At 70.2% G+C, this 23,136-nt stretch carries 35 protein-coding genes; all 35 read left to right on the forward strand.

Translation table 11 applies throughout. The features are described 5' to 3' along the window. Positions 1 to 451: 451 nt before the first annotated feature. The 35 genes from rpsL to rpsK all read left to right on the forward strand — a co-directional run bounded on the left by rpsL (position 452) and on the right by rpsK (position 23,110). The gene (rpsL, locus tag CTKZ_RS07435; RefSeq protein ID WP_013770160.1) at positions 452 to 823 is read left to right on the forward strand and encodes a 30S ribosomal protein S12; all 372 of its coding nucleotides are present in this window, start codon (positions 452 to 454) and stop codon (positions 821 to 823) included. Then, positions 823 to 1,293: a 30S ribosomal protein S7 gene (gene rpsG, locus CTKZ_RS07440; RefSeq protein WP_013770161.1), complete on the forward strand. Its 471-nt coding sequence runs from the start codon at positions 823 to 825 to the stop codon at positions 1,291 to 1,293. Before rpsL ends, rpsG begins: the two co-directional genes overlap by 1 nt. Positions 1,294 to 1,386: 93 nt before the next feature. Next, the gene (fusA, locus tag CTKZ_RS07445; RefSeq protein WP_124342364.1) at positions 1,387 to 3,489 is read left to right on the forward strand and encodes an elongation factor G; all 2,103 of its coding nucleotides are present in this window, start codon (positions 1,387 to 1,389) and stop codon (positions 3,487 to 3,489) included. A gap of 122 nt (positions 3,490 to 3,611) precedes the next feature. Next, positions 3,612 to 4,805 (forward strand): elongation factor Tu, encoded by a 1,194-nt coding sequence (gene tuf / locus CTKZ_RS07450; RefSeq protein ID WP_013770163.1) that lies wholly within the window; start codon positions 3,612 to 3,614, stop codon positions 4,803 to 4,805. A gap of 166 nt (positions 4,806 to 4,971) precedes the next feature. After that, complete coding sequence (locus CTKZ_RS07455) at positions 4,972 to 5,805, forward strand: hypothetical protein (protein ID WP_124342365.1); 834 nt, start codon at positions 4,972 to 4,974, stop codon at positions 5,803 to 5,805. A gap of 150 nt (positions 5,806 to 5,955) precedes the next feature. Beyond that, positions 5,956 to 6,582, forward strand: a complete 627-nt coding sequence (locus CTKZ_RS07460) for a hypothetical protein (RefSeq protein WP_124342366.1) — start codon at positions 5,956 to 5,958, stop codon at positions 6,580 to 6,582. 329 nt (positions 6,583 to 6,911) lie between these two features. Next, a complete protein-coding gene (rpsJ, locus tag CTKZ_RS07465) occupies positions 6,912 to 7,220 on the forward strand; it encodes a 30S ribosomal protein S10 (RefSeq protein ID WP_013117879.1) in 309 nt (102 codons plus the stop codon). A gap of 22 nt (positions 7,221 to 7,242) precedes the next feature. Further along, positions 7,243 to 7,902: a 50S ribosomal protein L3 gene (gene rplC / locus CTKZ_RS07470; RefSeq protein WP_124342367.1), complete on the forward strand. Its 660-nt coding sequence runs from the start codon at positions 7,243 to 7,245 to the stop codon at positions 7,900 to 7,902. Between the two features lie 5 nt (positions 7,903 to 7,907). Then, positions 7,908 to 8,597 carry a 50S ribosomal protein L4 gene (gene rplD / locus CTKZ_RS07475; protein ID WP_124342368.1) on the forward strand — a complete coding sequence of 230 codons (690 nt, stop codon included), beginning with the start codon at positions 7,908 to 7,910 and terminating at the stop codon, positions 8,595 to 8,597. Continuing rightward, on the forward strand, positions 8,594 to 8,896 hold the full coding sequence (gene rplW / locus CTKZ_RS07480) for a 50S ribosomal protein L23 (RefSeq protein WP_124342369.1): 303 nt from the start codon (positions 8,594 to 8,596) through the stop codon (positions 8,894 to 8,896). The genes rplD and rplW overlap by 4 nt, the downstream gene beginning before the upstream one ends. 25 nt (positions 8,897 to 8,921) lie before the next feature. After that, positions 8,922 to 9,758 carry a 50S ribosomal protein L2 gene (rplB, locus tag CTKZ_RS07485; RefSeq protein WP_124342370.1) on the forward strand — a complete coding sequence of 279 codons (837 nt, stop codon included), beginning with the start codon at positions 8,922 to 8,924 and terminating at the stop codon, positions 9,756 to 9,758. Between the two features lie 12 nt (positions 9,759 to 9,770). After that, positions 9,771 to 10,052: a 30S ribosomal protein S19 gene (rpsS, locus tag CTKZ_RS07490; RefSeq protein ID WP_124342371.1), complete on the forward strand. Its 282-nt coding sequence runs from the start codon at positions 9,771 to 9,773 to the stop codon at positions 10,050 to 10,052. Positions 10,053 to 10,104: 52 nt separating this feature from the next. Continuing rightward, positions 10,105 to 10,473 (forward strand): 50S ribosomal protein L22, encoded by a 369-nt coding sequence (gene rplV, locus CTKZ_RS07495; RefSeq protein ID WP_124342372.1) that lies wholly within the window; start codon positions 10,105 to 10,107, stop codon positions 10,471 to 10,473. Beyond that, positions 10,473 to 11,303, forward strand: a complete 831-nt coding sequence (rpsC, locus tag CTKZ_RS07500) for a 30S ribosomal protein S3 (protein WP_124342373.1) — start codon at positions 10,473 to 10,475, stop codon at positions 11,301 to 11,303. The genes rplV and rpsC overlap by 1 nt, the downstream gene beginning before the upstream one ends. Positions 11,304 to 11,306: 3 nt before the next feature. Continuing rightward, positions 11,307 to 11,723: a 50S ribosomal protein L16 gene (gene rplP, locus CTKZ_RS07505; protein WP_124342374.1), complete on the forward strand. Its 417-nt coding sequence runs from the start codon at positions 11,307 to 11,309 to the stop codon at positions 11,721 to 11,723. Continuing rightward, entirely contained in the window at positions 11,723 to 11,962 is a 240-nt protein-coding gene (rpmC, locus tag CTKZ_RS07510) for a 50S ribosomal protein L29 (protein ID WP_013882864.1), read from the forward strand. Before rplP ends, rpmC begins: the two co-directional genes overlap by 1 nt. Before the next feature lie 7 nt (positions 11,963 to 11,969). After that, positions 11,970 to 12,254 (forward strand): 30S ribosomal protein S17, encoded by a 285-nt coding sequence (gene rpsQ, locus CTKZ_RS07515; protein ID WP_013770174.1) that lies wholly within the window; start codon positions 11,970 to 11,972, stop codon positions 12,252 to 12,254. A gap of 145 nt (positions 12,255 to 12,399) precedes the next feature. Next, a complete protein-coding gene (gene rplN, locus CTKZ_RS07520) occupies positions 12,400 to 12,768 on the forward strand; it encodes a 50S ribosomal protein L14 (protein ID WP_034625870.1) in 369 nt (122 codons plus the stop codon). A 2-nt stretch (positions 12,769 to 12,770) separates the two neighbouring features. Beyond that, complete coding sequence (rplX, locus tag CTKZ_RS07525) at positions 12,771 to 13,112, forward strand: 50S ribosomal protein L24 (protein ID WP_124342375.1); 342 nt, start codon at positions 12,771 to 12,773, stop codon at positions 13,110 to 13,112. Continuing rightward, positions 13,112 to 13,678: a 50S ribosomal protein L5 gene (gene rplE / locus CTKZ_RS07530; RefSeq protein ID WP_124342376.1), complete on the forward strand. Its 567-nt coding sequence runs from the start codon at positions 13,112 to 13,114 to the stop codon at positions 13,676 to 13,678. The genes rplX and rplE overlap by 1 nt, the downstream gene beginning before the upstream one ends. Positions 13,679 to 13,680: 2 nt before the next feature. Further along, positions 13,681 to 13,866 carry a type Z 30S ribosomal protein S14 gene (locus CTKZ_RS07535; protein ID WP_013770178.1) on the forward strand — a complete coding sequence of 62 codons (186 nt, stop codon included), beginning with the start codon at positions 13,681 to 13,683 and terminating at the stop codon, positions 13,864 to 13,866. 86 nt (positions 13,867 to 13,952) lie between these two features. After that, positions 13,953 to 14,351, forward strand: a complete 399-nt coding sequence (gene rpsH, locus CTKZ_RS07540; RefSeq protein WP_013770179.1) for a 30S ribosomal protein S8 — start codon at positions 13,953 to 13,955, stop codon at positions 14,349 to 14,351. 24 nt (positions 14,352 to 14,375) lie between these two features. Next, the gene (rplF, locus tag CTKZ_RS07545; protein ID WP_124342377.1) at positions 14,376 to 14,915 is read left to right on the forward strand and encodes a 50S ribosomal protein L6; all 540 of its coding nucleotides are present in this window, start codon (positions 14,376 to 14,378) and stop codon (positions 14,913 to 14,915) included. Between the two features lie 3 nt (positions 14,916 to 14,918). Beyond that, positions 14,919 to 15,290, forward strand: a complete 372-nt coding sequence (gene rplR / locus CTKZ_RS07550) for a 50S ribosomal protein L18 (protein ID WP_124342378.1) — start codon at positions 14,919 to 14,921, stop codon at positions 15,288 to 15,290. Positions 15,291 to 15,321: 31 nt separating this feature from the next. Next, positions 15,322 to 15,966: a 30S ribosomal protein S5 gene (gene rpsE / locus CTKZ_RS07555; protein ID WP_124342379.1), complete on the forward strand. Its 645-nt coding sequence runs from the start codon at positions 15,322 to 15,324 to the stop codon at positions 15,964 to 15,966. Then, positions 15,966 to 16,148: a 50S ribosomal protein L30 gene (gene rpmD / locus CTKZ_RS07560; RefSeq protein ID WP_124342380.1), complete on the forward strand. Its 183-nt coding sequence runs from the start codon at positions 15,966 to 15,968 to the stop codon at positions 16,146 to 16,148. The genes rpsE and rpmD overlap by 1 nt, the downstream gene beginning before the upstream one ends. Positions 16,149 to 16,150: 2 nt before the next feature. Then, a complete protein-coding gene (gene rplO, locus CTKZ_RS07565) occupies positions 16,151 to 16,873 on the forward strand; it encodes a 50S ribosomal protein L15 (protein WP_124342381.1) in 723 nt (240 codons plus the stop codon). A 162-nt stretch (positions 16,874 to 17,035) separates the two neighbouring features. Continuing rightward, entirely contained in the window at positions 17,036 to 18,334 is a 1,299-nt protein-coding gene (gene secY / locus CTKZ_RS07570; RefSeq protein WP_124342382.1) for a preprotein translocase subunit SecY, read from the forward strand. Then, the gene (locus CTKZ_RS07575; protein ID WP_124342383.1) at positions 18,331 to 18,903 is read left to right on the forward strand and encodes an adenylate kinase; all 573 of its coding nucleotides are present in this window, start codon (positions 18,331 to 18,333) and stop codon (positions 18,901 to 18,903) included. The genes secY and CTKZ_RS07575 overlap by 4 nt, the downstream gene beginning before the upstream one ends. A 23-nt stretch (positions 18,904 to 18,926) precedes the next feature. Further along, positions 18,927 to 19,769 carry a type I methionyl aminopeptidase gene (map, locus tag CTKZ_RS07580; RefSeq protein WP_124342384.1) on the forward strand — a complete coding sequence of 281 codons (843 nt, stop codon included), beginning with the start codon at positions 18,927 to 18,929 and terminating at the stop codon, positions 19,767 to 19,769. A 729-nt stretch (positions 19,770 to 20,498) separates the two neighbouring features. Beyond that, positions 20,499 to 21,263 (forward strand): LPXTG cell wall anchor domain-containing protein, encoded by a 765-nt coding sequence (locus tag CTKZ_RS22590; protein WP_124342385.1) that lies wholly within the window; start codon positions 20,499 to 20,501, stop codon positions 21,261 to 21,263. A 341-nt stretch (positions 21,264 to 21,604) separates the two neighbouring features. After that, the gene (gene infA, locus CTKZ_RS07590) at positions 21,605 to 21,826 is read left to right on the forward strand and encodes a translation initiation factor IF-1 (RefSeq protein ID WP_013770189.1); all 222 of its coding nucleotides are present in this window, start codon (positions 21,605 to 21,607) and stop codon (positions 21,824 to 21,826) included. Positions 21,827 to 21,895: 69 nt separating this feature from the next. Next, complete coding sequence (gene rpmJ, locus CTKZ_RS07595; protein WP_013117849.1) at positions 21,896 to 22,009, forward strand: 50S ribosomal protein L36; 114 nt, start codon at positions 21,896 to 21,898, stop codon at positions 22,007 to 22,009. Between the two features lie 231 nt (positions 22,010 to 22,240). Then, on the forward strand, positions 22,241 to 22,621 hold the full coding sequence (gene rpsM / locus CTKZ_RS07600) for a 30S ribosomal protein S13 (protein ID WP_013770190.1): 381 nt from the start codon (positions 22,241 to 22,243) through the stop codon (positions 22,619 to 22,621). A gap of 87 nt (positions 22,622 to 22,708) precedes the next feature. Next, positions 22,709 to 23,110 (forward strand): 30S ribosomal protein S11, encoded by a 402-nt coding sequence (gene rpsK / locus CTKZ_RS07605; protein ID WP_013770191.1) that lies wholly within the window; start codon positions 22,709 to 22,711, stop codon positions 23,108 to 23,110. The last annotated feature ends 26 nt before the right edge of the window (positions 23,111 to 23,136 follow it).

A 23,136-nucleotide genomic window follows, 5' to 3' on the forward strand; every position in this document is an offset into this window, starting at 1 on the left:
GGGGGTCCGCCGTCCGCGGCGGGCCCCCTCGGGCGTCCTCGGCCCCGGCCCGCGTGCGGCCGTGGGGGACCGCTCGGGATGAGCGTGCCCCGGTCCACGGGTAGCGTGGCGGGTGAGCGCCGTCTCTTTGACGCTCCCGTGGGGGCCCAGGTAACGTAGGACACCGTGCCCGCGCCGTCGGGCCCTCATGCGTGCACCCGGACGTGCCCTCGCTGACGCGGGGGAGCGGGCCGGGAGCACCGGGTGGTTCCCCCTCCACCGCGTCACCTCCGTCACGGAACACCGGACGGGAAGCGCCGCGGAAGGCCGGGGCGACACGCCCGGGCGCGGGGGTCGGTGCGGGACTCGAGACCAGGGACGTAGTCGCGCGACGGGCGACGACCCCCAGACTGCCGGCCGTCCAGGGTGACGGGTCCGGTCGACCAGAGCTCATCCAACAGACGGAGACGTAGTGCCTACGATCCAGCAGCTGGTCCGCAAGGGCCGGCAGGCGAAGACGAACAAGTCGAAGACGCCCGCCCTCAAGGGCTCCCCCCAGCGACGCGGTGTGTGCACCCGCGTCTACACCACGACCCCGAAGAAGCCGAACTCGGCCCTCCGCAAGGTGGCCCGTGTCCGTCTCTCGAGCCAGGTCGAGGTCACCGCGTACATCCCCGGTGTCGGCCACAACCTGCAGGAGCACTCGATCGTGCTCGTCCGCGGCGGCCGTGTGAAGGACCTCCCGGGTGTCCGGTACAAGATCGTCCGTGGTGCCCTCGACACGCAGGGCGTCAAGAACCGCAAGCAGGCGCGTAGCCGCTACGGCGCGAAGAAGGTGGGCTGATGCCTCGTAAGGGTCCGGCCCCGAAGCGGCCGCTGATCTCCGACCCGGTCTACGGGTCGCCGGTCGTCACGCAGCTGATCAACAAGGTCCTCCTCGACGGCAAGAAGTCCGTCGCGGAGTCGATCGTCTACGGCGCGCTCGAGGGCGTGCGCGAGAAGACGCAGGGCGACCCGGTCGTCGTGCTCAAGCGCGCGCTCGACAACGTGCGCCCCTCGCTCGAGGTCCGCTCGCGCCGCGTCGGCGGTGCCACGTACCAGGTCCCGGTCGAGGTGCGCCCCGTGCGCCAGACGACCCTGGCCCTGCGCTGGCTCACCGACTACTCGCGCGCCCGCCGCGAGAAGACGATGACCGAGCGCCTCATGAACGAGATCCTCGACGCCTCGAACGGCCTCGGTGCCGCGGTCAAGCGCCGCGAGGACATGCACAAGATGGCCGAGTCGAACAAGGCCTTCGCGCACTACCGCTGGTAATCCCAGCCGGTCGCCGCGCCCCGTCCGTGCTGCTCAGCATGCGCGGGCGGGGCGGCGGCACCACCACAAGCCAACCGACAAGGGGCAACTCACGTGGCACTGGACGTGCTCACGGACCTGACGAAGGTCCGCAACATCGGCATCATGGCGCACATCGATGCCGGCAAGACCACCACCACCGAGCGGATCCTGTTCTACACCGGGGTCAACTACAAGATCGGTGAGACGCACGACGGTGCGTCGACGATGGACTGGATGGAGCAGGAGCAGGAGCGCGGCATCACGATCACGTCCGCCGCGACGACCTGCTACTGGAAGAACAACCAGATCAACATCATCGACACGCCCGGCCACGTGGACTTCACGGTCGAGGTCGAGCGCTCGCTGCGCGTCCTCGACGGCGCGGTCGCCGTGTTCGACGGCAAGGAGGGCGTCGAGCCCCAGTCGGAGACGGTCTGGCGCCAGGCGGACAAGTACGACGTCCCGCGCATCTGCTTCGTCAACAAGATGGACAAGCTCGGCGCGGACTTCTACTTCACGGTCGACACGATCGTGAACCGCCTCAAGGCGAAGCCGCTCGTCATCCAGCTGCCCATCGGCTCCGAGAACGACTTCATCGGTGTCGTGGACCTCGTCGAGATGCGCGCCCTGGTGTGGCGCGGCGAGACGGCCCTCGGCGAGAAGTACGAGATCGAGGAGATCCCGGCCGACCTGCAGGAGAAGGCGGAGGAGTACCGCGCCGCGCTGCTCGAGTCCGTCGCCGAGACCGACGACGAGCTGCTCGAGAAGTTCCTCGGTGGCGAGGAGCTCACGGTCGCCGAGATCAAGGCCGGCATCCGCAAGCTCACGGTCGCCTCGGAGGCCTACCCGGTCCTCTGCGGCTCGGCGTTCAAGAACAAGGGCGTCCAGCCCATGCTCGACGCCGTCATCGACTACCTGCCGACGCCGCTCGACGTGCCGGCCGTCCAGGGCCACGACGCCAAGGACGCCGAGATCGTCATCGAGCGTCACCCGGACGCGACGGAGCCGTTCTCGGCCCTCGCGTTCAAGGTCGCCGCGCACCCGTTCTTCGGCAAGCTGACCTACGTCCGGGTTTACTCGGGCAAGGTCTCGCAGGGCGCCCAGGTGCTCAACTCGACCAAGGGCAAGAAGGAGCGCATCGGGAAGCTCTTCCAGATGCACTCCAACAAGGAGAACCCGGTCGAGGACGCGACCGCGGGTCACATCTACGCCTTCATCGGCCTCAAGGACGTCACCACCGGTGACACCCTGACGGACCCGTCGGCGCCAGTGGTCCTCGAGTCGATGACCTTCCCGGAGCCCGTCATCGACGTGGCCATCGAGCCCAAGACGAAGGGTGACCAGGAGAAGCTCTCCACGGCCATCCAGAAGCTCGCCGAGGAGGACCCGACGTTCCGGGTCAAGCTCGACGAGGAGACCGGCCAGACCGTCATCGGCGGCATGGGCGAGCTCCACCTCGACATCCTCGTCGACCGCATGCGTCGTGAGTTCAAGGTCGAGGCGAACGTCGGCAAGCCGCAGGTCGCGTACCGCGAGACGATCCGCCGCTCGGTGGAGAAGATCGACTACACGCACAAGAAGCAGACCGGTGGCTCGGGCCAGTACGCGAAGGTCCAGATGACCTTCGAGCCGCTGGACCCCGCCGAGGGCGAGCTGTACGAGTTCGAGAACAAGGTCACCGGTGGCCGCATCCCGCGCGAGTACATCCCGTCGGTCGACGCGGGCATCCAGAGCGCGATGCAGCTCGGCGTCCTCGCGGGCTTCCCGCTCGTGGGCGTCAAGGCGATCCTGCTCGACGGCGCGTCGCACGACGTCGACTCCTCGGAGATGGCGTTCAAGATCGCCGGCTCGATGATCCTCAAGGAAGCGGTCCGCAAGGCCGACCCGGTCCTCCTGGAGCCGGTCATGGCCGTCGAGGTCCGCACCCCCGAGGACTACATGGGTGACGTCATCGGCGACATCAACTCGCGCCGCGGCATGATCCAGTCCATGGAGGACGCGACGGGCGTGAAGGTGATCCGCGCCCAGGTTCCTCTCTCCGAGATGTTCGGGTACGTCGGTGACCTGCGGTCGAAGACCCAGGGTCGCGCGGTGTACTCGATGCAGTTCGACAGCTACGCCGAGGTTCCTCGGAACGTTGCCGACGAGATCATCAAGAAGACCCGGGGCGAGTAGTCCCACAGGTCGAACCCTGTAGTTCCATCACACAAACCGACCCGTAGGACCGCACGCCTCGCGTCTACCCTCCCGGTAGCCGCAGACGGGCACTCTCTACCAAGTCCTGAGGAGGACACCCAGTGGGCAAGGCGAAGTTCGAGCGGACCAAGCCGCACGTCAACATCGGGACCATCGGTCACGTCGACCACGGCAAGACGACGCTGACCGCCGCGATCTCGAAGGTGCTGCACGACAAGTACCCGGACCTGAACCCCTTCACGCCGTTCGACGAGATCGACAAGGCGCCGGAGGAGAAGCAGCGCGGTATCACGATCAACATCGCGCACGTCGAGTACCAGACGGAGAAGCGCCACTACGCGCACGTCGACGCGCCGGGTCACGCCGACTACATCAAGAACATGATCACGGGTGCGGCGCAGATGGACGGCGCCATCCTCGTGGTCGCCGCGACGGACGGCCCGATGGCCCAGACGCGTGAGCACGTCCTGCTCGCCCGTCAGGTCGGCGTGCCCTACCTGCTCGTGGCCCTGAACAAGTCCGACGTCGTCGACGACGAGGAGATCCTCGAGCTCGTCGAGGTCGAGGTGCGCGAGCTCCTCTCCTCGCAGGGCTTCGCGGGCGACGACGTGCCGGTCGTGCGCGTCTCCGGCCTCAAGGCCCTCGAGGGCGACCCGGTCTGGGTCAAGTCCGTCGAGGACCTGCTGGACGCCGTCGACGAGAACGTCCCGGACCCGGTCCGTGACATCGACAAGCCGTTCCTCATGCCGATCGAGGACGTCTTCACGATCACCGGTCGTGGCACCGTCGTCACCGGCCGTGTCGAGCGCGGTCAGCTCAAGGTGAACGAGGAGGTGGAGATCGTCGGTATCAAGGAGAAGGCGATCAAGACCACGGTCACCGGCGTCGAGATGTTCCGCAAGCTGCTCGACTACGCCGAGGCCGGCGAGAACGTCGGTCTGCTCCTGCGCGGCACGAAGCGCGAGGAGGTCGAGCGCGGCCAGGTCGTCGTGAAGCCGGGTTCGATCACCCCGCACACCGAGTTCGAGGGCCAGGTCTACATCCTGGCCAAGGACGAGGGTGGCCGTCACAACCCGTTCTACGGCAACTACCGTCCGCAGTTCTACTTCCGGACGACGGACGTCACCGGTGTCATCACGCTGCCCGAGGGCACCGAGATGGTCATGCCCGGTGACAACACCGAGATCCACGTGAACCTCATCCAGCCCATCGCCATGGAGGAGGGCCTCGGCTTCGCCATCCGCGAGGGTGGCCGCACCGTCGGCTCGGGCCGGGTCACGAAGATCCTCAAGTGATCACCGCCCTTCGGGGCTAGATCGCTGAACGCAGGGCCCGGGAGCTTCGGCTCCCGGGCCCTGCGTCGTCCCACCGGCCGGCGCGCGGGCAGGTGGCCGACCGTTCCGTCGAAGCCTCGCCGATCCCGGCGCGCGGGCCGGGCGGTGGCTCGGTACGGTCGCCGCCATGCGTTCGGACAGCGACCGACCCCAGCCGGACCGGCAGCAGCCGCTCGACGACCGTGCGCGCTCGCACGGTGCGGTGGACGCGTCCGACGGTCGTCCTGCGGGCAGCCGCTCGGCCGTCCCGCTCCGCACGTGGCTGCTGGTCGGCGCCGTGCTCGTCGTCGGGGCGCTCGTCCTGGTGGTGACGCAGGGCCCGCTCGGCTCCGGCCCGTGGCCGTGGGGAGGGCCCGGTGGCGGCCCGGACGCCGACCGCAGCGTCGCGCGGGCGCGAGGCGGCGCGGAGTCCGCGCGACTCGTCGTGACGGGCGACGTGTCGACCCTCACCGTGCGGGCGGACGCGCCGCGCTCCGACCTCGTCGTCGTGGAGCCGGCGGGGGCGGACCGGCCCGCGACGGTCGACGGCCCGGACGACGCCCCCGTGGTGACCCTGGGCGGTGGGGCGGTCGTGGTCCGGGTCGCCGCCGACGTCCGCTGGGAGGTCGAGGTGCGCAGCGGCGCGTCGCGCGTCACGGCGGACCTCGCGGCCACGGACGTCGACGGGGTGGTGCTGGCGGCTGGCGCCGACGTCGTCGAGCTGACCCTTCCCGCTGCCGACGGCCGGGTCGTCGTGGACCAGCGCGCGGGCGCGGGGAGCCTGGTCGTGCACGTGCCGCAGGACGTCGGCGTGCGCGCGCTCGTCACGTCGGGTGCCGGCTCGGCGACGGTCGACGGCCAGACGACGGACGGCCTCGGCGCGGGCGCCGAGGTCAGCACCGTCGGGTTCGACCCGGGCGCGCCGCACTACGAGGTGCGCGTCGGCGGAGGTGTGGGCTCGCTGACGGTCGAACGGCGCTGACCCGGCGCGGACGCCTGCCGACCCGGCGTGGACGACCGCTGACCCGGCGTGGACGACCGCTGACCCGGCGCGGACGACCGCGTCGGCCGGGCGGGTGGTGTGCGTCCGGGCACCGCCCGTGCGCGTCCCCGTCGACCTAGGCTCGCGCGCATGACCCTCCCGCCCGCGGTGCGCCGGCTCGCCGACGTCGCGACGGACGCGGCGCGCGCCGTCGTGGCGGACCGGGTCGCGCCGTCGCTCCCCGTCGGTCACCCGTGGCGGTCGTGGTCGGGCCTCGACGCGGGCGGACCGCGACCGTGGCCGTCCGCGATGACGTCGCCGGCGTGCCTCGTGTCGGTCGCCGCCGCCGTCGGGCCGGCCCTCGACGTCTTCGCCGGCGTCGCCGCGGCGGCCGGGCTGCGGGTCGAGCGGACCGCCGGAGCGGGCGGCGTCCCGGTGTGCACGGTGCGTGGGCCGCGTGCGTCGGTGGGTGGCGTCCTCGGGGAGGTCGCGCTGGCCGCCGTGGTCGCGGCCGAGCTGCCCGTGCCGTTCGTGGCGACGGCGGTGCACGTGCGGGGACACGCGGTCGACGGGTCCACGTGCGTCCTGCGCGTCGAGGTCGAGGACCACGACGCGGAGCGGGACGGCTTCCGCCGGCGGCTCGTCGACGTGCTCGAGCGCTTCGTCGAGGCGTCGGCGGCCCACGGCGTGCGGGTCGAGGTGTCGCCGTGGGAGGACCGGCGTCCGCCGACGGTCGTGCACGTCGGCCGGCGCCCCCGGGGACCGGTCCCGCGCTGACGTCGAGCGCCGGGAGCCCGGCGTGCCGCGTGGTCGCGGTGCGGTTGTGGGGGAGCGCACAGGACAGCGGGATTGGAGTATCGGGCGTCCGTCTGGCAGACTAGTCAAGTTGCCCGCTGGGGGTGGTGTGCCTACGTGCGCCCGACCGGCTGGGCAGGCAGACGTGGAGAGCGTCCGGACCCCGGGGTCACCCGGCGGTGGACGCTCGACTACAACCACCGACCTCGTGCCGGGAACGGTACGCAGCGCAGAGGCCTGTCGCGTGAAGCGACACGCCCGAGTGCGGGGGTCGGACGGACCGGTTCGAAGAGAGAGAAGTAGACGACGCCATGGCGGGACAGAAGATCCGCATCCGGCTCAAGTCCTACGACCACGAGGTCATCGACAGCTCGGCGCGCAAGATCGTCGACACGGTGACTCGCGCTGGTGCGTCGGTCGTGGGTCCGGTGCCGCTGCCGACGGAGAAGAACGTCTTCTGCGTCATCCGGTCGCCCCACAAGTACAAGGACAGCCGCGAGCACTTCGAGATGCGCACGCACAAGCGGCTCATCGACATCATCGACCCCACGCCGAAGGCCGTCGACTCGCTCATGCGTCTCGACCTGCCCGCGGACGTGAACATCGAGATCAAGCTCTGACGCTGGGAAGGAACTGATCTTCATGGTTACCCAGCAGAACGCGCGCCCCGTCACGGCGCTGCTCGGCACCAAGCTCGGCATGACGCAGCTCTGGGACGACAACGGTCGTCTCGTGCCCGTCACCGTGGTTGCGGTCGGCACCAACGTCGTGACGCAGGTCCGCTCCGCTGAGACCGACGGTTACGCCGCTGTGCAGCTCGCCTTCGGCGAGGTCAAGCCGACCAAGGTCACCAAGCCGCTCAAGGGCCACTTCGAGAAGGCCGGCGTGACGCCGCGCCGGCACGTGGCCGAGATCCGCACGTCGGACGCCGCCGAGTTCACGCTCGGCCAGGAGCTCACCGCCGCCCTCTTCGAGGCCGGCCAGCTCGTCGACGTCGTCGGGACGACCAAGGGCAAGGGCACCGCCGGTGTCATGAAGCGCCACGGCTTCGCCGGCGTGAGCGCGTCCCACGGTTCGCACCGCAACCACCGCAAGCCGGGCTCGATCGGTGGCGCGTCGACGCCGTCGCGCGTGTTCAAGGGCCTACGCATGGCCGGTCGGATGGGCAACGCCCGTCAGACCACCCAGAACCTGACCGTGCACGCAGTCGACGCCGAGCGGGGCCTCCTGCTCGTCAAGGGTGCCGTCCCCGGCCCCAAGGGTGGCGTCGTCGTCGTGCGTTCCGCTGTGAAGGGTGCGTGACCTCCATGAGCGACACGCTGACGGTCGACGTCCTCGACCCGCAGGGCAAGAAGGCCGGCACGGCCGACCTGCCCGCGGACGTCTTCGACGTGCAGACCAACGTCCCGCTGATCCACCAGGTCGTCGTCGCGCAGCTCGCGGCGGCTCGCCAGGGCACGCACGACACCAAGTCGCGCGGCGAGGTCCGTGGTGGCGGCAAGAAGCCGTACAAGCAGAAGGGCACCGGTCGCGCCCGCCAGGGTTCGACGCGTGCTCCGCAGTTCGCCGGTGGTGGCGTCGTCCACGGCCCCACGCCGCGTGACTACAGCCAGCGCACCCCGAAGAAGATGAAGGCCGCGGCGCTCCGCGGTGCTCTCTCGGACCGCGCCCGCGCCGGCCGCGTGCACGTCGTCTCGGGCTTCGCCCCGGGCACGGCGCCGTCGACGAAGTCCGCTCTCGCCGTCCTCGACAACCTGTCGGGCCGCAAGAACGTGCTGGTCGTCGTCGAGCGTCAGGACGAGATCACGTGGAAGTCGCTGCGGAACGTCGAGCGGGTGCACCTGCTGGTCGCGGACCAGCTCAACACCTACGACGTGCTGATCTCTGACGACGTCGTGTTCACGCAGGGCGCTCTCGACGCGTTCCTGGCCGGCCCCGCCAAGGGTGCCAAGGCCGTGGCGAGCGAGTCCGAGGCCGCCGAGGAGGAGACCAAGTGACCACCGTCGGCAAGGACCCCCGCGACATCCTGATCGCGCCGGTCGTGTCCGAGAAGAGCTACGGCCTTCTGGACGAGGGGAAGTACACCTTCCTCGTCGACCCGCGCGCCAACAAGACCGAGATCAAGATCGCCGTCGAGCAGGTGTTCGGCGTGAAGGTCGACTCGGTCAACACCGCGAACCGTCAGGGCAAGGCCCGTCGGACCCGGTTCGGCATCGGCCGCCGCAAGGACACGAAGCGTGCGATCGTCACCCTCCGCGAGGGCACGATCGACATCTTCGGCGGACCGGTCGGCTGAGCGGCCCGGAAGGATCTGAGGACTCATGGGAATCCGTAAGTACAAGCCGACGACGCCGGGCCGCCGTGGCTCGTCGGTCGCCGACTTCGTCGAGGTCACGCGCTCCACGCCGGAGAAGTCGCTGGTCCGCCCGCTGCACAAGACGGGTGGCCGCAACTCCACCGGTCGTGTGACCACGCGCCACCAGGGTGGCGGTCACAAGCGTGCGTACCGCGTCATCGACTTCCGTCGTCACGACAAGGACGGCGTGCCGGCCAAGGTCGCTCACATCGAGTACGACCCCAACCGCACCGCCCGCATCGCGCTCCTGCACTACGCGGACGGCGAGAAGCGCTACATCATCGCGCCGAACAAGCTGTCGCAGGGTGACGTCATCGAGAACGGCCCTGGCGCCGACATCAAGCCCGGCAACAACCTGCCGCTGCGCAACATCCCGACCGGTACGGTCATCCACGCCATCGAGCTGCGGCCCGGCGGCGGTGCGAAGATCGCGCGCTCGGCCGGTGCGTCCGTGCAGCTCGTCGCGAAGGACGGCCCGTACGCGCAGCTGCGCATGCCGTCCGGCGAGATCCGCAACGTCGACCTGCGCTGCCGCGCCACGGTCGGCGAGGTCGGCAACGCCGAGCAGTCGAACATCAACTGGGGCAAGGCCGGCCGCATGCGGTGGAAGGGCAAGCGCCCCACCGTCCGTGGTGTCGCCATGAACCCGATCGACCACCCGCACGGTGGTGGTGAGGGCAAGACCTCCGGTGGTCGCCACCCGGTGAGCCCCTGGGGCCAGCCCGAGGGTCGTACCCGCCGTCCGAACAAGCCGAGCGACAAGCTCATCGTGCGCCGTCGGCGCACCGGCAAGAAGCGCTGATAGGAGCCCGAGATGCCTCGCAGCCTCAAGAAGGGCCCGTTCGTCGACGGCCACCTCCAGAAGAAGGTCGACGCGCAGAACGAGGCCGGAAGCAAGAACGTCATCAAGACGTGGTCCCGCCGTTCGGTCATCACCCCGGACTTCCTGGGTCACACGTTCGCGGTGCACGACGGGCGCAAGCACGCGCCGGTCTTCGTCACGGAGTCGATGGTCGGGCACAAGCTCGGCGAGTTCGCCCCGACGCGCACGTTCCGCGGCCACGAGAAGGACGACCGGAAGGGCCGTCGCCGCTGACCTCGGTCAGCTGGTGACGCCCTGACGGCAGAGACAAGAAGGCAGGACAGCAATGGAAGCCAAGGCGAAGGCGCGGTTCGTCCGCGTCACGCCCCAGAAGGCCCGGCGCGTCGTGGACCTCATCCGTGGCAAGCAGGCCGGCGAGGCCGTGGCGGTGCTGAAGTTCGCGCCGCAGGCGGCCGCGGAGCCCGTCCTCAAGACGGTGCAGTCGGCGATCGCGAACGCGGTCGAGGGGGCGAAGCGCAACAGCGAGCGGCTCGACGAGGCGAACCTCTACGTCTCCGAGGTGTTCGTCGACGAGGGCCCGACGCTCAAGCGGTTCCGTCCGCGGGCGCAGGGTCGTGCCAGCCAGATCCTCAAGCGCACGAGCCACATCACCGTGGTCGTCGCTGAGCGCGAGACGAAGGGACGGACCCGATAGTGGGACAGAAGGTCAACCCGCTCGGGTACCGCCTGGGCATCACGACGGACCACCGGTCGCGCTGGTTCGCGGACTCGACGAAGCCGGGTCAGCGCTACCGCGACTACGTCCGCGAGGACGTGCAGATCCGCAAGCTCATGAGCACGGGCCTCGAGCGCGCCGGCATCGCGAAGGTCGAGATCGAGCGCACGCGTGACCGCGTCCGCGTCGACATCCACACCGCCCGCCCGGGCATCGTCATCGGGCGTCGTGGCGCGGAGGCCGACCGCATCCGCGGCGAGCTCGAGAAGCTCACGGGCAAGCAGGTCCAGCTCAACATCCTCGAGGTCAAGAACGCCGAGATCGAGGCCCAGCTGGTCGCCCAGGGCATCGCCGAGCAGCTCGCGAGCCGTGTCTCGTTCCGCCGCGCGATGCGCAAGGGCATCCAGTCGGCGCAGCGCGCCGGCGCCAAGGGCATCCGCGTGCAGGTCTCCGGCCGCCTCGGTGGCGCGGAGATGAGCCGCACGGAGTTCTACCGCGAGGGTCGTGTGCCGCTGCACACGCTCCGCGCGAACATCGACTACGGCTTCTTCGAGGCCCGCACGACCTTCGGCCGCATCGGCGTGAAGGTCTGGGTCTACAAGGGCGACGTCACCGAGAAGGAGTTCGCCCGCGAGCAGGCGACCCAGGCTCCGCGCCCGGCCCGTGGCCCGCGCGGTGACCGTGGCGACCGCGGCCCCCGTGGCGGCGGCCGTCGCGAGCAGCGCACCTCGGACGCCCCTGTCGAGGCCCCCGCGACCGAGGCCGCTCCCGCGGCGGAGACCTCGGCTGAGACCGGAACGGAGGCCTGAGCCGTGCTCATCCCGCGCCGACTCAAGCACCGCAAGCAGCACCACCCCGGCCGCTCCGGCGCGTCGACCGGTGGCACCAAGATCTCGTTCGGCGAGTACGGCATCCAGGCTCTCGAGCCCGCCTACGTCACGAACCGGCAGATCGAGGCTGCGCGTATCGCCATGACCCGCCACATCAAGCGTGGTGGGAAGGTCTGGATCAACATCTACCCGGACCGTCCCCTCACGAAGAAGCCCGCCGAGACCCGCATGGGTTCCGGCAAGGGCTCGCCCGAGTGGTGGATCGCCAACGTCAAGCCCGGCCGAGTGATGTTCGAGCTCGCCGGCGTCCCGGAGCCGCTGGCTCGCGAGGCCATGCGCCGCGCCCAGCACAAGCTCCCGATGAAGACCCGTTTCGTGGTTCGCGAGGGTGGTAACTGATGGCTATCGGAACCAAGGACCTGGCTCCCACCGAGCTGGACGCCTTCGACGACGAGAAGCTGGTCGCCGAGCTGAAGAAGGCCAAGGAGGAGCTCTTCAACCTCCGCTTCCAGTCCGCGACCGGTCAGCTCGAGAGCCACGGCCGTCTGAAGGCCGTCCGCCGCGACATCGCCCGGATCTACACGATCCTGCGCGAGCGCGAGCTCGGCATCCGTACCGCTCCGACCGCGAGCGAGTGAGGGCAGCATGAACGAGAAGAGCACCACCGCCACGGCGGAGCACCGCGCGTACCGCAAGACGCGCCGTGGCTACGTCGTGAGCGACAAGATGGACAAGACCGTCGTGGTCGAGGTCGAGGACCGGGTCAAGCACCCGCTCTACGGCAAGGTCATCCGGCGGACCAGCAAGGTCAAGGCGCACGACGAGCAGGGCTCGGCGGGCATCGGCGACCTCGTCCTCATCATGGAGACCCGCCCGCTGTCCGCGACCAAGCGGTGGCGCCTGGTGGAGATCCTCGAGAAGGCCAAGTAAGCAGCAGCACCCAAGTTGCCCACGGGCGGCGGGGGTGACCCCGCGAGGGAGCACCCCCGCCGCGACGTGTGCATCACGGCAACTACGTCAGGCCAGGCTCGGCGGCCAGATCGACCGAGAACCCGCCGGACGACAGGAGTAGGCAATGATCCAGCAGGAGTCGCGACTGCGTGTCGCCGACAACACGGGTGCCAAGGAGATCCTCTGCATCCGCGTTCTCGGTGGTTCCGGCCGTCGCTACGCAGGCATCGGTGACGTCATCGTCGCCACCGTCAAGGACGCGATCCCCGGCGGCAACGTCAAGAAGGGCGACGTCGTCAAGGCCGTCATCGTGCGCACCCGCAAGGAGCGCCGCCGTCCGGACGGCTCGTACATCAAGTTCGACGAGAACGCCGCCGTGATCCTCAAGAACGACGGGGAGCCCCGTGGGACGCGCATCTTCGGCCCCGTGGGCCGCGAGCTGCGCGACAAGAAGTTCATGAAGATCATCTCGCTGGCGCCGGAGGTGCTCTGACCATGGCGAAGATCAAGAAGGGCGACCTCGTCCTCGTCATCTCGGGGCGCGACAAGGGCAAGCAGGGCCGCGTGCTCGAGGTGCTCACCGAGACGCAGCGCGTCGTCGTCGAGGGCGTGCAGCGCGTGCAGAAGCACGTCAAGGCCGGCCAGACGCAGCGTGGCACCCGCACGGGTGGCATCGAGACCGTCGAGGCCCCCATCCACATCAGCAACGTGATGCTCGTCGACCCGGAGACCAAGAAGGGCACCCGGGTGGGCTACCGCACCGAGCAGGTCGAGCGTGACGGCCGCACGCGGAACGTCCGTGTCCGCGTCGCCAAGCGTTCCGGTAAGGACATCTGATGACCGAGATCACCGCTCCGGCCCAGCCGCGTCTGAAGACCCGCTACGCCGAGGAGATCAAGCCGGCGCTCAACACGCAGTTCGCGTACGAGAACATCAACCAGGTCCCGCGCCTGGTGAAGGTCGTCGTGAACATGGGTGTCGGCGACGCCGCCAAGGACTCCAAGCTCATCGAGGGCGCGATCCGCGACCTGACCCAGATCACGGGTCAGAAGCCGCAGGTCACCAAGGCCCGCAAGTCCATCGCGCAGTTCAAGCTGCGCGAGGGCATGCCGATCGGCGCGCACGTCACGCTGCGCGGCGACCGTGCCTGGGAGTTCCTGGACCGCCTGCTCTCGACGGCGCTTCCCCGTATCCGTGACTTCCGCGGCCTGTCGGCGACGCAGTTCGACGGCAACGGCAACTACACCTTCGGCCTCACGGAGCAGTCGATGTTCCACGAGATCGACCAGGACCGGATCGACCGTGTCCGCGGCATGGACATCACGATCGTCACGACGGCGAACAACGACGACGAGGGTCGCGCCTTCCTCAAGCTCCTCGGCTTCCCGTTCAAGGAGAACTGACCATGGCGAAGACCGCTCTGATCAACAAGGCTGCCGCCAAGCCGAAGTTCGCGGTGCGTGCGTACACGCGCTGCCAGCGCTGCGGCCGTCCGCACTCGGTGTACCGCAAGTTCGGCCTGTGCCGGATCTGCGTGCGGGAGATGGCCCACCGCGGCGAGCTCCCCGGCGTCACCAAGAGCAGCTGGTAAGACCCCCAGTAGGAACGATCGTCGGTAGGTCCCGGGCCCGCGTCGAGCGGGTCCGGGATACCCCGGCGAGAAAGGGCTGAAGCCCGATGACCATGACCGACCCCATCGCAGACTTCCTCACGCGTCTGCGCAACGCGAACTCGGCGCACCACGACACGGTGTCGATCCCGTTCTCGAAGCTCAAGTCGCACGTCGCGGAGATCCTGCAGGCCGAGGGCTACATCCAGGGCTGGACCGTCGAGGACGCCCCCGTGGGCAAGAACCTCGTCGTGACCCTGAAGTACGGCCCCAACCGCGAGCGTGCGCTCGCCGGCCTGAAGCGTGTGTCCAAGCCGGGCCTGCGCGTGTACGCCAAGTCGACCAACCTGCCCAAGGTGCTCGGCGGCCTGGGCGTGGCGATCCTCTCCACGTCCTCGGGTCTCCTCACCGACAAGCAGGCCGCCAAGAAGGGCGTGGGTGGGGAAGTCCTCGCCTACGTCTGGTAATCGAGACCCGGAAGGAGAACGCCAATGTCTCGTATCGGCAGGATCCCCGTTTCGGTCCCGACCGGCGTGGACGTCAACATCGACGGTGCCGTCGTCACGGTGAAGGGCCCCAAGGGCACCCTCTCGCACACGGTCGCCGCACCCCTCGAGGTCGCGCGTGACGAGGCCGGTGCCCTCGTGGTCACCCGCCCGAACGACGAGCGCCTCTCGCGCTCGCTGCACGGCCTGACCCGCACGCTCCTCGCGAACCTGGTCACGGGTGTCACCGAGGGCTATGTCAAGAAGCTCGAGATCGTCGGCACCGGTTACCGCGTGACCGCGAAGGGCTCGGACCTCGAGTTCGCGCTCGGCTTCAGCCACCCGGTCGTCGTCACGCCGCCGGAGGGCATCACCTTCGTCGTCGAGGCCCCGACCCGCTTCTCGGTGCAGGGCATCGACAAGCAGCAGGTCGGCGAGGTCGCCGCGAACATCCGCAAGATCCGCAAGCCCGAGCCGTACAAGGGCAAGGGCGTGCGGTACGCGGGCGAGAACGTGCGCCGCAAGGTCGGAAAGGCTGGGAAGTAAGCCATGGCGATCAGCATCAAGGGCAAGGGCAAGACGATCGCCCGCCAGCGCCGGCACCTGCGCCTGCGCAAGAAGGTCGTGGGCTCGGCTGCTCGGCCGCGCCTCGTCGTCACCCGCTCCGCCCGTCACATCACGGCCCAGGTCGTGGACGACGGCATCGGCCAGACCATCGCGTCGGCGTCGACCCTCGAGGTCGACCTGCGCGGGGCCGAGGGCGACAAGTCCGCCAAGGCCCGCAAGGTCGGCGAGCTCGTCGCCGAGCGCGCGAAGGCCAAGGGCATCGACGCGGTCGTCTTCGACCGCGGCGGCAACAAGTACCACGGCCGGGTGGCCGCGGTCGCCGACGGTGCCCGCGAGGGTGGTCTGAAGCTGTGACGACGTACACCGGGAAGAAGAGGACTCACTGATGGCTGCTCCTGCACGCAGCAACACCGGTGCCCAGGGCGGCACCGGCGGCGACCGCCGCGACGGCGGCCGTCGTGACGGTGGACGTCGTCAGGACGCCGCCGAGAAGAGCCAGTTCGTCGAGCGCGTCGTGACGATCAACCGCGTCGCCAAGGTCGTCAAGGGTGGCCGCCGCTTCAGCTTCACCGCGCTCGTCGTGGTGGGCGACGGTGACGGCACCGTCGGCGTCGGCTACGGCAAGGCCAAGGAGGTGCCCGCGGCGATCGCCAAGGGTGTCGAGGAGGCGAAGAAGAACTTCTTCCGCGTCCCCCGCATCCAGGGCACCATCCCGCACCCCATCACGGGTGAGGCCGCCGCCGGTGTCGTGTTCCTGCGTCCGGCGTCGCCGGGTACCGGTGTGATCGCCGGTGGTCCGGTGCGCGCCGTCCTGGAGTGCGCCGGCATCCACGACGTCCTGAGCAAGTCGCTCGGCTCGTCGAACGCGATCAACATCGTCCACGCGACGGTCGCGGCCCTCCGTGGCCTCGAGCAGCCGGAGGCCGTGGCCGCGCGCCGTGGCCTGCCGGTCGAGCACGTCGTCCCGGCCGCCCTCCTGCGGGCCCAGGCCGAGGGTCGTGCGACCGCTGCCGAGAAGGTGGGTGCGTGATGGCTCGTCTCAAGGTGACCCAGAAGAAGTCGGGCATCGGTGGCAAGCAGAACCAGCGCGACACGCTGCGCACCCTGGGCCTCAAGCGGATCGGCGACGTCGTCGTCAAGGAGGACCGCCCTGAGATCCGCGGCATGGTCCAGACCGTGCGGCACCTCGTCGCGGTCGAAGAGGTGGAGTGAGCATGGCTGACGAGAAGAAGGAGACCGAGGAGGTGACGGCCCCCAAGGCCGCCGCCAAGAAGGCTCCCGCCAAGAAGGCCGCCGACGCGGCTGCCGAGGCTCCGAAGAAGACGACGAAGGCGAAGGCCGACAAGGCCGAGACCGCCTCCGCCGCCGCGGAGAAGCCGGCTGCCGAGAAGAAGGCCCCGTCCAAGAAGGCCGCCGCTCCGGCGAAGGCCGAGAAGGCCGCGCCGACGGAGGCCGCCCGCAAGGCGGCCGAGGCAGCCGCCCAGCCCGGCGCCGGTGGCACCCTCAAGGTGCACCACCTGCGTCCGGCGCCGGGCGCCAAGACCGCCAAGACCCGTGTGGGTCGTGGTGAGGCGTCCAAGGGCAAGACGGCCGGTCGTGGTACCAAGGGCACCAAGGCCCGGTACCAGGTCCCTGCCGCCTTCGAGGGCGGGCAGATGCCGATGCACATGCGTCTGCCGAAGCTCCGTGGCTTCAAGAACCCGTTCCGCGTCGAGTACCAGGTCGTCAACCTGGACAAGCTCTCGGCGCTCTACCCGGACGGTGGCGACGTGACGGTCGCCGACCTGGTCGCGAAGGGTGCGGTCCGCAAGGGCCAGCCCGTCAAGGTGCTCGGCACCGGCGAGCTCACGGTCAAGGTCTCCGTGGCCGTGGACGCCTACTCGGCGTCCGCCAAGGAGAAGATCGTGGCTGCCGGCGGTTCCGTCGCGCAGGACTGATCGCCGGACGAGGCCGGTGGGATCTCACTTCCCACCGGCCTCGTTCCGTTTGTCGTCGGGCATCCGTTAGGGTGCCTCGTTGCCCCGCGTCGTGGCGGGGTTCGCGGTCCGGGACAGCCGGGTCGCACGAGACGCCGCCGATCGGCGGCCCAGGAGGACCAGGTGCTCAGCGCATTCGTCCGGGCGTTCAGGACGCCCGACCTGCGGCGCAAGCTGCTCTTCACGATCGGGATCATGGTCGTCTTCCGGATCGGCTCGTTCCTGCCGACCCCGGGCGTCAGCTATCCCAACGTGCAGGTCTGCATCGACCAGACGCAGGGCGCGAACGACCTGATCGGGATCGTGAACCTGTTCAGCGGGGGAGCGCTCCTGCAGCTCTCCGTCTTCGCGCTGGGGATCATGCCGTACATCACGGCGAGCATCATCATCCAGCTGCTGCGCGTGGTGATCCCCAAGTTCGAGGAGCTGCACCGCGAGGGCCAGTCCGGCACCGCGAAGCTCACGCAGTACACCCGGTACCTCACGATCGCCCTGGCGGTCCTCCAGTCGACGACGATCATCACGATCGCGCGCAGCGGCCAGCTGTTCCAGGGCTGCACCGTCGACGTCATCCCGAACGACAGCTGGGTGACGCTGCTCATCATGGTCATCACGATGACCGCGGGCACCGGCCTCATCATGTGGCTCGGCGAGCTCATCACCGAGCGCGGCGTCGGCAACGGCATGTCGCTCCTCATCTTCACGTCGATCGCCGCGAGCTTCCCCGGCGCGATGTGGTCGATCGCCGGTGGCGCCGGCGGTGGCGCGAAGTTCGTCGCGGTCCTCGCCGTCGTGGTGCTCGTCATCGCGCTCGTCGTCTTCGTCGAGCAGTCGCAGCGCCGCATCCCGGTGCAGTACGCCAAGCGCATGGTCGGCCGTCGCATGTACGGCGGGTCGAGCACCTACATCCCGATCAAGATCAACATGGCCGGTGTCATCCCGGTGATCTTCGCGTCCTCGCTGCTCGCCGTCCCGGGCCTCATCGCCCAGTTCGGCGACCCGACCGCGGGCTGGGTGCAGTGGGTGTCGCGCTACATCGCGGACCCGGCGTCGCCGTGGCACATCGCGATCTACGTGCTCCTCATCATCTTCTTCTGCTACTTCTACACGGCGATCACGTTCAACCCGGACGAGGTCGCGGACAACATGAAGAAGTACGGCGGCTTCATCCCCGGGATCCGCGCAGGCCGTCCCACGGCCGAGTACCTCGACTACGTCATCACGCGGATCACGGCGCCGGGCTCGATCTACCTCGCCCTCGTCGCGCTGATCCCGACCATCGTCTTCATCGCCCTCGACGTCAGCACGAACATCCCGTTCGGCGGCTCGTCGATCCTCATCGTCGTCGGCGTGGGCCTGGAGACCGTCAAGCAGATCGAGTCGCAGCTCCAGCAGCGGCACTACGAAGGGTTCCTGCGGTGAGCGCTCGTCTCGTCCTCCTCGGCCCGCCCGGAGCGGGCAAGGGCACCCAGGCGGCCCGCCTCGCCGAGCGGCTCGGCGTCCCCGCGATCTCGACCGGCGACATCTTCCGCGCCAACATCAAGGGCGGCACCGAGCTCGGCCAGAAGGTCCAGGCGATCACCGCGTCCGGCGCGCTCGTCCCGGACGAACTGACGAACGACCTCGTGCGCGACCGGCTCGCGCAGGACGACGTCGCCGAGGGCTTCCTGCTCGACGGGTACCCCCGCAACGTCGCCCAGGTCGCGGCGCTCGACGAGATCCTCGGTGACCGCGCGGTGGACCTCGCGGTCGAGATCACCGCGGACCCCGACGTCGTCGTCGGCCGCCTTCTGAAGCGCGCCGAGATCGAGGGCCGCGAGGACGACACCGAGGACGTCATCCGCCACCGGCTCGACGTGTACGCCGAGCAGACCGCCCCGATCGCCGCCGTCTACGCCGACCGCGGCCTGCTCGTGCAGGTCGACGGGATCGGCGAGGTCGACGAGGTCACCGAGCGGCTCGTGGCCGCGATCGGCTCGCTCGCCCGCTGACGCGGGCCTCGTCGGTGGTGCCCGTGTTCGGCCGTGAGCGCATCGAGTACAAGACCCCCGACCAGGTGCGCGTCATGCGACGTGCCGGCCTGGTCGTCGCGGACGCCCTCGCGGCGGTCCGGGAGCACGTCGCCCCCGGCGTGACGACGGCCGAGCTCGACGCCGTCGCCGCCGCGGTCATCGCCGACGCCGGCGCGACCCCGTCCTTCCTCGGGTACCACGGGTACCCCGCGACGCTCTGCGTGTCCGTCAACGACGAGGTCGTGCACGGCATCCCGGGCGCCCGCGTGCTCGAGCCCGGCGACGTCGTGTCCGTCGACTGCGGCGCCGTCGTCGACGGCTGGCACGGCGACTCGGCCATCACCGTCGTGCTCGACGGCGGGGAGCAGGCCGACGCCGACCTCGCCGAGACGACGCGGAAGGCCATGTGGGCCGGGATCGCCGCGCTCGCGTCGGCCGAGCGGCTCGGCGCGGTCGGCGAGGCCGTCGAGGACGTCGTGGACGCGGCCGTCGAGGCCGGTCTGAACGACGGGCGTCGGTACGGGGTCGTCGAGGAGTACGTCGGTCACGGCATCGGGACCGCGATGCACCAGCCGCCCGACGTCCTCAACTACCGGGCACGCGACCGTGGCCCGCGCGTGAAGCCGGGCCTGTGCGTCGCGATCGAGCCGATGGTCGTGCGCGGGCAGCGCTTCACGCAGGTGCTCGACGACGACTGGACCGTCGTGACCGTCGACGGGTCGCGCGCGTCGCACTGGGAGCACAGCGTCGCTGTCCTCGACGACGGGATCTGGGTGCTCACCGCGCACGACGGGGGAGCGGCCGAGCTCGGCGCGCTCGGCGTCGAGGTCGCCCCGCTCGCCTGACCAGCCCGCCGGAGCGACGTGCGCCGGCGAGCCTGTGGCAACGTCGCTCGCGCCGACCTCGTCGGCGCGACGGTCGCGTCGCCGCGCCAACCTCGTCGGGGCGACGGGTGCGGTCGCCGCGCCAACCCCTCGGCGCGACGGTCGCGGTCGCCGCGCTCAGCTCGGTGGCGCGAAGGTCACTCCGCTCCCTCGTCGGCGCGCCCCTCACCGTCCCCGCGCCGACGCCGTCGACTCTGCGCAGCCCTCAGGGCATGCGCGTCCCCCGCGTGCGGGAAGCGCTACCACACGATCGGGTGAACGCGCGTCCAGTTTCCCGTCCGAATGCGCCCGACCTGGGCAAACAGCCCCACGGCGTCCGGTTTGTCGGATAGTGTGCCGCGCGGCGGGATCGTCCTCCCGCCAGGACCGCTCCCGCACCTCGTCGCACGCCCGCGGCGGGGTGCTCGCGTGCGGTCCGTCGGACACGCAGGCGTGTGCCCCCTCGTCATGCCTGCCGCACACGATGGGTTGGTCCCTATGCAGCGCAGCAGTCGTCCGTCCCTCCGGTCCCACGCGCGGCGGGCCGCCGTCGTCGGGACGTCCGTCCTCGCGGTGGGCCTGCTCGCTGCGTCACCGGCTGCGGCGACCGGTGGTTCGGGCCACGGGGGCCACGGCGGCTCGCACCGCGGTGACTCGTGGAGCAAGCCGAAGCCGAAGCCCAGCTCGACCACGCCGACGACGCCGACGCCGATGCAGTCGGCGCAGCCGAAGCCGACGCGCGGCGGCCAGACCACCACGGCCGCGTACGTCTACCTGAAGAAGGACGCCAAGGCGCCGGCCTCGTGGGAGAACTCGACGCAGCAGTACCTGGTCGCGACGTGGGACGGCGCCCAGTGGCGGAACATCACGTGGGACCAGATCAAGGACGCGGTGCCGTTCGAGGTCTGCGGTCCGGGCTGGGGCGTGCAGGAGGACGCCGCCTACGGCGGTCCCCAGGTCTTCACGGACTCCGACGCGCCGCACTACCCGGACGGCGTCCTGAAGTGGGTCAACCAGGGCGGGCCGCTGTTCGCCGCGGACCACTGGGACCTCGAGGAGCAGGTGGGCGCCGTGCCGGCCTGCGCGCCGACCTACCCGGTGCCGACGCAGAGCGCGACGCCCACGCCGACCGTCAGCCCGACCCCGTCGGCGACGCCGAGCGTGACGCCCGAGGCGCCCACGCCGACGCCGGTCCCGACGGACGTCGTGGACGACGACGTCACGCCCACGCCCAGCGTGACGCCCACGCCGGTCGCGACGCCCGCGGTGACCCCGTCGCCCACGTCGGAGGTTCTCGCGGCCCCGTCGTCGACGCCGGCGCCCACCGTGCGCTCCGAGGTGCTCGCAGCGGGTGCGCTCGCCACGACCGGCTCCACGGCGCTGCCGCTCGCGGTCGGCGCCGGAGTGCTGGTCGCCGCCGGCGGCGTGCTGCTGGCGCTGCGCCACCGTCGCCGTCCGAGCGGTTCGGACGCCTGACCGAGCACGACCCGGGCCGCTGACGGCCCGTGACGAGACCGCCGGACCTGGCGACGTCCCCGTGGCAGGAGGGGGCGCAGGTCCGGCGGTTTCGTCCTGTGAGGCGGATGCCGTAACATAGTCCGTTGGGTGTGTGCGCCCAGTTGGCTGACAGTCGTCCCGCGATCGTGGGGCTCCTGACAGCCGTCGCGCCACGGTCGACCCGTCGTCCTCGACACGGGCCGGCCTCGGTGCGGTCCGGGCCTTCGCACTCTCCACGAACGCCGGTCCCGCTCCCGCACGCGCGGGGGCCACGGCCGACGTGGGCTGATCAAGACCAGGACCGACAGTTAGCGGAGGACATGGCGAAGAAGGACGGTGTCATCGAGATCGAGGGCAGCGTCGTGGAGGCTCTGCCGAACGCAATGTTCCGCGTGGAGCTCACGAACGGCCACAAGGTGCTCGCCCACATCTCGGGCAAGATGCGTCAGCACTACATCCGGATCCTCCCTGAGGACCGGGTGGTCGTCGAGCTGAGCCCGTACGACCTGTCCCGCGGTCGGATCGTCTACCGCTACAAGTAACCACCACTCGAACACGCCGTCACGCCCCGGGGGAGCCCGTGGGTCAGCGGCGGCGGAGGAATCAACGCGATGAAGGTCAAGCCCAGCGTCAAGAAGATCTGCGACAAGTGCAAGGTGATCCGCCGGCACGGTCGCGTCCAGGTGATCTGCGAGAACCTGCGCCACAAGCAGCGCCAGGGCTGACGCCCTGACGGTGCGCAGCGGGTCCGTCCCGCGGAGCACGTCGAGCAGCACCACCGGTCCCGCACGGGACCATCGGCCCCGGGCAGGGGCCGGCAAGCGCACCGCCACTCCGGACGGTGCCGGGCAGCAGCCCGGTCCGGACCGGCGAACCCTCGGTCGGAGGCCGGGGCCCGCAGCACGCGGGGAGGCGGTGCGGAAGACCTCCGACGCAGTTCAGGAGCCACCAGGCACATGGCACGTCTCATCGGCGTCGACCTCCCCCGCGAGAAGCGGCTGGAGATCGCGCTCACCTACATCTACGGGGTCGGTCGCACGCGCGCCCAGCAGACCCTCGCCGCCACGGGCATCAGCCCCGACGTCCGCGTGAAGGACCTCGGGGACACCGAGCTCGTCGCGCTGCGTGACTACCTCGAGGGCAACTTCAAGCTCGAGGGTGACCTCCGCCGTGAGGTCGCCGCGGACATCCGCCGCAAGGTCGAGATCGGCTGCTACGAGGGCCTCCGCCACCGCCGTGGCCTTCCCGTGCGCGGTCAGCGCACGAAGACCAACGCGCGCACCCGCAAGGGCCCGAAGCGCACCGTCGCCGGCAAGAAGAAGGCCGGGCGCAAGTAACCCGCACGTCCCGCGAGGACCGCGCCCACGGCGAGAGGTCCCGGGACGTCGGCACACGCAGCCTGACGACCACGAGAGAAGAAGCAGATGCCTCCCAAGACCCGCAGTTCCGTGCGCAAGCCGCGCCGCAAGGAGAAGAAGAACGTCTCCCACGGCCAGGCGCACATCAAGAGCACGTTCAACAACACGATCGTCTCCATCACGGACCCGTCCGGCGCCGTGATCGCGTGGGCGTCCTCCGGCCAGGTCGGCTTCAAGGGCTCGCGCAAGTCGACGCCCTTCGCCGCGCAGCTCGCCGCCGAGGCCGCCGCGCGTCGTGCCCAGGAGCACGGCATGCGCAAGGTCGACGTCTTCGTCAAGGGCCCGGGCTCGGGCCGTGAGACCGCGATCCGCTCGCTCCAGGCGACGGGCCTCGAGGTCGGCTCGATCCAGGACGTGACGCCCCAGGCGCACAACGGCTGCCGCCCGCCGAAGCGCCGCCGCGTCTGACCCTCGGCTCGGCCGTGGGCCGGGGG

It is taken from the genome of Cellulomonas algicola, from assembly GCF_003851725.1.
GTDB classification, from domain to species: domain Bacteria; phylum Actinomycetota; class Actinomycetes; order Actinomycetales; family Cellulomonadaceae; genus Cellulomonas; species Cellulomonas algicola.